Here is a 9,028-nt window from a genome sequence, read left to right as displayed (position 1 = left end):
GGCCGTGTGCCCGGCCCGGCCCGCCGTCGGGGCGGATCAGTCGACGATCTCCATCTGGCCCATCATGCCCGCCGAGGAGTGCTCCAGCATGTGGCAGTGGTACATGTAGCGGCCGAGGTAGTCGGTGAAGGTCGCCTGGACCCGGACCGACGTACCGGGCGGAAGCGGCACGGTGTCCTTCAGGCCGGCGTCGCCGGGCAGCGGCGGCCGGCCGTCCCGGTCGAGCACCCGGAACTGCGCCAGGTGCAGGTGGAAGGAGTGCTGGATCGGACCGTACTTGGTGGCGCTGTCGCCGTTGGTGACCGTCCAGATCTCGGTGGCACCGCGGCGGACCCGCTGGTCGACCCGGTCCGGGTCGAAGGGCAGGCCGTTGACCAGGCCCGTCGGCGTGCCGTTCAGGTCGAAGGAGAGCGTCAGCTCGCGGTGGACCGTGGCCGGCGGCAGCTCCGGCAACGGCCGCAGGGTGGCCGGCACACCGCTGCGGTCGCGCGCCCGGCGGTCCACCGCGAACTGCAGTACCGGCTCGACCCGGTCGTCGCCGGTGTACTGGCCCTGGTTGGTGAGCGCCGCCCTGCTGCCGACCGCCAGTCCGGAGAAGTCCACCACCAGGTCCACCCGTTCACCGGCGGCGAGCGGGAAGTCCGTCCCGGTCCGGTCGACCGGCGCGGGCAGCAGACCGCCGTCCGAGCCGATCTGGAGGACCGGCAGGGAGCCGAAGTTCAGCTTCAGGAACCGCAGGGTCGAGCTGTTCAGCAGGCGCAGGCGGTACTTGCGGGCGGCCACCGGGAAGTACGGCTTGGAACGGCCGTTGACCAGGATCACGTTCCGCTTCGCCGGATCGCCGTGGACCAACCGGCCCGCGGCGTCGAACTCGGCGTCCCGGATCGCGATCGGCACGTCGTACTCGTCCCTCGGCAGGTCGTACCGGCGCTCGTCCTCGCCCTCGATCAGGTAGAAGGCGTGCAGGCCGCGGTAGACGTGCTCGGCCTCCGTGTGATGGCTGTGGTCGTGGTACCAGAGGGTGGCCCCGGGCTGCCGGTTCGGGTACTCGTAGCGGCGCTCGCCGCCCGGGTCGATCAGCTGCATCGGGTGGCCGTCGCTGTCGGCCGGGACGTGGCCGCCGTGCAGATGAACGTTGACGGCCTCGGGCAGCCGGTTGCGGTAGGTGACCAGCACCCGGCGGCCCTCCCGGGCCCGGATCGTCGGGCCGACGAAGCTTCCGCCGTAGGTCAGGCAGCTGGTTCGGACACCGGGGATCAGCTCCAGGTCGGCGGCCAGGACGTCGAGCCGGTAGACGTCGGTGTCGTCGGTCCGCGCCACCGGCCGCAGCGTCGGCGGCACCGGCATCCGCACGGAGAACGGCCCCTTGGGCGCCCCCCGGCCGATCCGCACGGGGGGCAGCGGGTCCCCGCCGGCCACGGCGCCCACCGGCAGGCCCACCCCGGTCACCGCCGCGATGCCCGCGAGGCCCAGGAATCTTCGTCTGTACACAGTGTCCTCCCCACGTCGGTCCCCATGCGGTCGCATGCGGTCGCTGCCGGTGCGTCAGGCGTAGGTCACGACCGCGCGGAAGCGGACCTCGCCGCGTTCGACCCGTTCGAGCGCCTCGGCGACCCGCTCCTTGGGGAAGGTCTCGATCAGCGGCGTGACGGCCCCGGACGCGACCAGGTCGAGGGCCTCGGTGAGCTGGTCGAGGCCGTTGTGGGTGGCGCCGATCACCTGCTGGCGCTGCGCCCAGAACGGGCTGGTGGGCGGGATCGTGAAGGAGTCGACCGGGTCGATGGTGGCGAGCACGATCCGGCCGTTCGGGCGCAGTCCCTGGAGGGTCTCGGTGGCGGCCCGGTAGGAGGTGCCGGTCACCAGGACCACGTCGGCGCCGCCGGCCGCCCGCAGCTGCTCGCCGTCGGCGACCACGTGGTCCGCGCCGAGCGTGCGGGCCAGCTCGTGCTTGTCCGGCGAGCGGGTGACGGCCACCGTCTCGAAGCCGGCGGCACGGGCGAACTGCACGGCGAGGTGGCCGAGTCCGCCGATCCCGAGGACGGCGACCCGCTCGCCCGGCTCGGGGTTCGCGGCGCGCAGCGCGCTCCACGCGGTGTACCCCGCGCACAGCACGGGCGCCGCGGCCTCGTACGACAGGGCGTCCGGCAGAAGCACCGTGCTGTCGGCCGACACCGCGACGTACTCCGCGTGACCGCCCTGCACGGTGAGGCCGCTCATCACCGACTCCGGGCAGTTCATCCCGGACTGCCCGGTGAGCGGGAGGTTGAGCCGGCAGTAGTCGCACCGGCCGCAGGTCGCCTGCACCCAGGTGGTGCCGACCCGGTCCCCGACCCGGCGGGTGGTCACCCCCGGACCGACCTCGACGACCTCTCCGGCGGCCTCGTGACCGACCACCACCGGGTCGAGCGGCGGGAAGGGGAAGACACCCTGGCTGACCCAGAGGTCGTTGTGGCAGACCCCGCAGGCGTGGACCCGGATCAGTACCTGACCCGGACCTGCCGTGGGGGTGGGGATCTCGCGCAGTTCCCAGCGCGCCTTGGCCTCGGGTACGACGGCTGCCCACATCGGACGGACCTCCCTTTCGTGTCAGCGGTTTCGCGGCGTGAGGCGGACCGGGAGGGTCTGCACGCCGTTCATGATGAAGGTGACCTGCGGCGCCAAGTCCATCTCGGGGACGGCGAGTTCGATGTCGGGGAAGCGCCGGAACAGCGCGGCGAGCGCGATCTCGGCCTCCATCCGGGCCAGCGGCATGCCGATGCAGCGGTAGACGCCGTGACCGAAGGAGAGGTGCTCCTTGTCCGACCGGGCGGCGTCGAAGGCGTCCGCGCTGTCGCCGTGCACGGTACGGTCGCGGCCCACCGCCGCGAAGTTGATCAGGACCGGGTCGCCCTTGGCGATGACGACGCCGCCGATCTCGATGTCCTCCACCGCGAAGCGGAAGGGCAGATGGGCGACCGGCGCCTCGACGCGCAGGGTCTCCTCGATCACGTCCGACCAGCTCACCGCGCCGCTGCGCAGCAGCGCCAGCTGGTCGGGGTGGGTGAGCAGGGCCCGGGTCGCGTTGGCGAGCAGGTTCATCACCGGCTCGGTCCCGGTGGCGAGCAACAGGTGCAGGGTGCCGACCAGTTCGGAGTCGTTCAGCCGGGAGCCGTCCTCCTCCTGGGCCTGGACCAGGTCGCTGGTCAGGTCGTCCCCGGGGCTGCGGCGCTTGGCCTCGACGAACTCCTGCATCTCCCGGTGCCACTGCTCGACGTTGGCCGCCGACTCCTCGGGGGTGAGGGTGGTGTCGATGTTCGCCTCGCCGCCGCGGAGCATCTGCGCGCGGTCCTCGGCCGGCACGCCGAACAGGTCGCAGATCACCCGGGCGGGCATCGGGCGGGCGAAGCGGGCCTTGAGGTCCAGCACCTCGCCGGGTTCGCAGCGGTCCAGCTCGTCCAGCAGCTCGTCGACGGCCTTCTCGACCTCGGCCCGCATGGCCTCGACCCGGCGCGGGGTGAAGGCCCCGGCGGTCAGCCGGCGCAGCCGGGTGTGGTCGGCGCCGTACCGGGTGGTGAGGTTGTCCATCAGCACCCAGCCGATGAGCGGGAAGTCCTCGCCGATCCTGCCCTCGGCGAAGGCCGTCCAGTGCTGGCGCGGGTCCTTGGACAGCCGGTGGTCGGTGAGGGCCTGGCGGGCGGTTTCGTGGTCGGTGATCGACCAGCCGAGCACGCCGCCGGGCAGCTCGATCCGGGCGACCGGGCCGTTCGCCCGGATCCGCGCGCCCTCGGCGTGGATGTCGTGTCCGGCGGGGTCGATGACGACGGGTTCGGGGATTGCCATGGGGATCCTCCGGGCGGTCGGTGGGAACGGCGGGCAGGGCATGCCGGACAGGGCCGCTCGGTGCGGCCCTGCCCGGTGGGGCGCCGGCTACAGGTAGAGGGTGTTGGGCCCGAGGCCGCAGGCGACCCGCCCGTAGAGTTCGAGGTTGGTGTTGGGGTGCAGGATGCCGTGCAGGTTGAGGGTCTGGACGTCCCGCTCGATGCGCTGGATCGGGACGGTGGTGTAGATCGAGGAGCCGCCGCTGGCGGTGTTGAGGATGTCCACCGCCTCCTTGGTGCGCGAGCAGACGGCACCGAGGTCGAGCCTGATCCGGGCCCGCTCCTCCAGGGTCCACTCCTCGCCGGTGGGGCCCTTGGTGTCGATCAGGCCGGCGGCGCGGTGGGCGTGGAACTCCACCTCGTCGATCCTGGTGATGGCGTCGGCCACCTGGAGGTGGGTCACCGGCGCCTCGGCCTGGTTGGCGTACTCGGTGTAGCTGATCTTCCGGCCGGGGAGCCGCTCGAAGAACGCCTCCTTGGCGGCCTTGGCCAGCCCGAGCGCCGGCGCGGCCACCGTGGCGCACGCGGTGGGCATGAACGGGGCCCGGTAGATGGGCGATTCGGCGTTCGCCAGGGAGCGGTGCCGGCCCTGGAGCACCGGGACCATCGGCAGCACCCGCGGCTCGGGGACGAACAGGTCGGTGGCGACGGTGGTGACGCTGCCGGAGCCGCGCAGGCCGGTGGTGTGCCAGTCGTCGACGATCTCCAGGTCCGCCAGCGGGACGGCCACCATGATCGGCTGCGGCCCGTCCGGGGTCATCAGCACGGCCGCGTTGGTGTTCCAGGAGCTGTGCAGCGCGCCCGAGTTGAACGTCCACTTGCCGTTCAGCAGCACGCCGCCCTCGACCGGCACGGCGACCGCGGTCGGGCTGAGGATGCCGCTCACGCGCACGCCCGGGTCGGCGAAGATCTCGTCCTGCACCTCGTCCGGGAACAGGCCGGCCATCCAGGAGCTGATGGCGTAGACCGCCATGACCCAGGCCGTGGAGCCGTCGCCGCGGGCCAGCTCGGCGATCACGTCCACCGCGGTGCGCATGTCGGATTCGTAGCCGCCGTAGCGGACCGGCACCCGGATCTGCAGCAGTCCGGAGTCCGTCAGCGCGGCCAGCGTCTCGTCGGACAGCCGGCGGTGCTCCTCGTGCCACAGCGCGTTCTTCTGCAGCAGCGGCACCAACTCGGCTGCACGGCTCACCAGTTCTTCCCTGGACGGGGATTCCTTGGCTGTCATCGGGGGCTCCTCCGAAGTGGGCGGCCCGCGTGGGACGGTTGGCCGTCCGGGCCGCGGTCGTTGATCGGCCCTGTCGAGGCTGGCAGCCGGGCGGGGCGCCCGCATCTCCCGGATTGCGGCGCGTCCGGAGCGTGTCCAGGCCACCCGGCCGTCCAACGATCGAGCGCAATCGGGGAGTTGTCGCCCCGTGCGGACCGGTGTGAGGCTGGCCGTCACCCGGCCGCCGTGTCGCGGCCGTGACCACCGGAGAAGGAGAGAGCCATGTCCGCCACTCCCCCGCCCAACTCCCCCGAAGCCGCCGCGCTGCGCGCCGTTCCGGAGCGCATCGTCGCGGCCTGGGCCGCCCAGGACGCCGACGGCTTCGCCGAGGTCTTCACCGAGGACGCGACGCTGATCCTGCCCGGGGACATCTACCTGACGAGCCGTCAGGCGATCCGCGCCTTCATGACCCAGGCCTTCGCCGGCCCGTTCAAGGGAACCCGGGTCACCGGCGAGCCGGTGTCGGTCCGCCCGCTGGCCGCGGACGTGGCCGTGCTGGTCACCCAGGGCGGTGTGCTGGCCCCCGGGGACACCGAGGTGACGGCCGAGCGTGCGATCCGGGCGACCTGGGTGCTGGCCCGACAGGGCTCCGACTGGCGGATCGCCTCGTACCAGAACACCCCCGTCGCCGCCTGAGACCCGGCGGGCCGGTCCCGGCCCGCGCTGCCCGCCCCTCCGATCCGACAGTCCACTGAGAGGACTTGGCATGCGCCCCTTCCGTATCGACGTCCCGCAGGAAGCCCTCGACGACCTGGACCGCCGGCTCGCGGCGACCCGCTGGCCCGGCGAACTGCCGGGCGTGGGCTGGCAGCGCGGGGTTCCGCTCGACTACCTGAAGGAGCTGGCCGAGTACTGGCGCACCGGCTTCGACTGGCGCAAGGCCGAGGAGCAGCTCAACGCGTTCCCGCAGTTCCTGACCGAGATCGACGGCGTGGACATCCACTTCCTGCACGTGCGCTCGCCGGAGCCGGATGCCACGCCGTTGATCATCACCCACGGCTGGCCCGGCTCGGTGGTCGAGTTCCTGGACGTGATCGGGCCGTTGACCGACCCGCGGGCGCACGGCGGCGATCCGGCCGACGCGTTCCACGTGGTCATCCCCTCGCTGCCCGGCTACGGCTTCTCCGGCCGCCCCCGGGAGACGGGCTGGGACACCGCCCGGGTCGGCCGGGCCTGGGCCGAGCTGATGCACCGCCTCGACTACGACCGGTACCTCGTCCAGGGCGGCGACTGGGGCATGCCGGTCTCCCTCCAGCTCGGCCTGGCCGATCCGGCGCACGTCGCCGGCGTCCACCTGAACATGCTCGCCACCTTCCCGCCGCAGGACCCGGCCGAGTTCGCGAACCTGGACGGGGCGGACCTGGCCAGGCTGGAGTTCGCCGCGCACTTCGAGCAGGACGGGGCCGGCTGGCGGAAGATCCAGTCCACCCGGCCGCAGACCGTCGGCTACGGCCTGACCGACTCGCCGGTGGGCCAACTCGCCTGGATCGTGGAGAAGTTCAAGGAGTGGACGGCCGCGGAGACCGCGCCGGAGGACGCGGTGTCCCGCGACCGGCTGCTGACCAACGCGGCGATCTACTGGTTCACCGCCTCCGCCGCCTCCAGTGCCCAGCTCTACTACGAGTCCAACCGGCTGGACTCCGACTTCATCCGTACCTGGGCCGGCCCGTGGCCGCTCGCCGCGCCGGTCGGGGTGGCCGTCTTCCCGCAGGACGCCGTCCGGCCGATCCGCCGCTGGGCCGAGCGGATCCTCCCGACCCTCGCCCACTGGTCCGAGTTCGAGCGCGGCGGGCACTTCGCCGCGCTGGAGGAGCCCGAGCTGTTCGTCGGCGACGTCCGGGCGTTCGCGCGCCGGGTGCGCTGACCGCCGTCCATCCCGCGTAGCGGCCGGGGAGCCGGTCCGCCACCTTTCGTCCAGGCCCGGGTCGAGCAACGACACCGAGCGGAAACGGAGTTGAATTGTCCGTCATTCTGAAGACCCGCGGCGCCGGGCGGCGCGGTCGCCGCACCCCGGGCTGGCTGGCGTTCACGGCGCTGGCCGCCGTCTCGCTGGCGATCGCACCCGGCATGGCCGCCCCCGACCCGGCCGCCGCGGGCACCGAGAACGCCCGGGGCGGCTACGACCGCCGGGTCCACCCACAGGACTGGGCCCTGTCCAACGGCGGTCTGACCAACACCAGGAACGTCACCCGGACACCGATCAACTCGCACAACGTCAAGAACCTCAAGGTGAAGTGGCGGCTTCCGCTGGAGGGCGACCCGACCTTCGCCGGCATCATGGCGTCCAATCCGATCGTCGTGGGCGACACGGTCTACCTGATCAGTCTCAACTCCGACGTCACCGCGGTGGACAAGGAGACCGGGAAGGTCCGCTGGAAGCGCGTCTTCAACAGCCCCTCGGTCGGGCCGAACGGCGTGGCCTACGCGCGCGGCCTGCTCTTCGGCACGACGTTCACCGGCGTCTTCGCACTCGACCCGGCGACCGGCCGGACCGTCTGGTCACGGGAGCTGATCGCCTCCGGCGAGGGCGGCATCGACGTCGCTCCCCAGGTGTACGAGGACACCGTGGTGGTCAGCACCGTCCCGAACACCTTCGGCAAGTACGTGCCGGGGGCCATGGGAACCATCTTCGCGCTGGACACCGCCACCGGGAAGCCGCGCTGGAGCTTCAACACGGTCAAGGACGGCGACCTCTGGGGCCACCCGGAGATCAACAGCGGCGGCGGGACCTGGTTCGCGCCGGCCCTCGACGAGCACGGACGGCTGTTCGTCGCCGTCGCCAACCCCGCCCCGCTCCCCGGCACCCCCGAGTACCCCAACGGCAGCAGCCGGCCGGGCCCCAACCTCTACACCAACTGCCTGCTGGCGATGGACAGCAGGACCGGGAAGCTGCTCTGGTACCAGCAGACCGCGCCGCACGACCTGCGGGACTACGACCTCCAGGACCCCCCGATCGTGACCACCGCGACGGTCCGCGGCAAGCCCACGGAGATCGTGGTGGCGGCGGGCAAGATGGGCAAGGTCTACGCCTACCGGGCCGACGACGGAACCCCGCTGTGGACCCTGCCGGTCGGCACCCACCTGAACGACGAGGGCCCGCTGCCGGACACCCCGACCACCGTCCTGCCGGGCATCATCGGCGGGGTGGAGACGCCGATGGCGCTCTCCCGCGGGCGGCTCTTCGTCCCCTGGGTCGACAATCCCGCCAAGCTCGACTCCCGGGGCGGACTGCAACTGCCCGACTACACCGTGGGCCGGGGCGGCCTCACCGCCGCCGACGTGGCGACCGGCAAGGTGCTCTGGCAACGGGACCTGCCGCAGATGGCGCTCGGTGCCGCCACGGTGGCCAACGACGTGGTCTTCACCTCCACCTTCGACGGCCAGGTCTACGGCTTCGACACCACCACCGGCGCGACCCTGTGGACGGCCAGGACACCGGCCGGCATCATCTCCTTCCCGGCCGTGAGCGGCAGCCTGCTCCTGGTCGGCGCGGGCGCCCCCGCGTTCTCGACCAACCCGTCGTTCGAGCTCATCGCCTACTCGCTCTGACCCGCCCCCGCGTACCGCCCCGCCCCTGACGACCCGACGGCCACCGGCCCGGCATCCACGCCGCGCCGGTGGCCGTCGTGCGTGCGTCCGCGAAGCATGCTGTGCGCGCTGCCGTTGCGACGGGTCGCGCGACGTCCGGCGGGACGGCACGACGGAAGAACTCCCGAAAATTCTCCCGCTCGATGTCGATCCGCGGCGCCCGGCTCCGTCTACCAAGTGCCGGGCCTGGACCCCGGCCGTCGGGGCTCCGAGCCTCGACACGGTCGCGGGGGGCCCGGGCGGGGTGCTGGGGCCCCCCCGGCGCCCCCGGGTCCCCACCGCCGCCGGCCCTGGGGGGCGCCCGCGCAGCCAGGCG

General features: G+C 72.6%; 7 protein-coding genes. 3 read left to right on the top strand and 4 right to left on the bottom strand.

Features of this window, described 5'->3' with window-relative positions; translation table 11 throughout:
* Nucleotides 1-36: 36 nt before the first annotated feature.
* From ACWGKU_RS31540 to ACWGKU_RS31525, 4 genes are all read right to left on the bottom strand, one after another.
* Entirely contained in the window at nt 37-1,491 is a 1,455-nt protein-coding gene (locus ACWGKU_RS31540) for a multicopper oxidase family protein (RefSeq protein WP_452180882.1), read from the bottom strand.
* Nucleotides 1,492-1,545: 54 nt separating this feature from the next.
* Nucleotides 1,546-2,565 (bottom strand): alcohol dehydrogenase catalytic domain-containing protein, encoded by a 1,020-nt coding sequence (locus ACWGKU_RS31535; RefSeq protein ID WP_452180881.1) that lies wholly within the window; start codon nt 2,563-2,565, stop codon nt 1,546-1,548.
* Nucleotides 2,566-2,586: 21 nt separating this feature from the next.
* Entirely contained in the window at nt 2,587-3,819 is a 1,233-nt protein-coding gene (locus tag ACWGKU_RS31530; protein WP_452180880.1) for a cytochrome P450 family protein, read from the bottom strand.
* An 87-nt stretch (nt 3,820-3,906) separates the two neighbouring features.
* Entirely contained in the window at nt 3,907-5,085 is a 1,179-nt protein-coding gene (locus ACWGKU_RS31525; RefSeq protein WP_380551036.1) for an acyl-CoA dehydrogenase family protein, read from the bottom strand.
* A gap of 261 nt (nt 5,086-5,346) precedes the next feature.
* Between ACWGKU_RS31525 and ACWGKU_RS31520 the strand changes: the two genes are divergently transcribed.
* From ACWGKU_RS31520 to ACWGKU_RS31510, 3 genes are all read left to right on the top strand, one after another.
* Entirely contained in the window at nt 5,347-5,760 is a 414-nt protein-coding gene (locus ACWGKU_RS31520; protein WP_401050705.1) for an SgcJ/EcaC family oxidoreductase, read from the top strand.
* A gap of 70 nt (nt 5,761-5,830) precedes the next feature.
* The gene (locus ACWGKU_RS31515) at nt 5,831-6,988 is read left to right on the top strand and encodes an epoxide hydrolase family protein (RefSeq protein WP_401050703.1); all 1,158 of its coding nucleotides are present in this window, start codon (nt 5,831-5,833) and stop codon (nt 6,986-6,988) included.
* 95 nt (nt 6,989-7,083) lie between these two features.
* A complete protein-coding gene (locus ACWGKU_RS31510) occupies nt 7,084-8,673 on the top strand; it encodes an outer membrane protein assembly factor BamB family protein (protein ID WP_452180879.1) in 1,590 nt (529 codons plus the stop codon).
* Nucleotides 8,674-9,028 lie beyond the last annotated feature (355 nt).

The sequence above is a fragment of the Kitasatospora sp. NPDC054768 genome, assembly GCF_053612025.1.
Note: the sequence above shows the minus strand (reverse complement) of the source record. Positions and strands in the feature narration are given on the sequence as shown.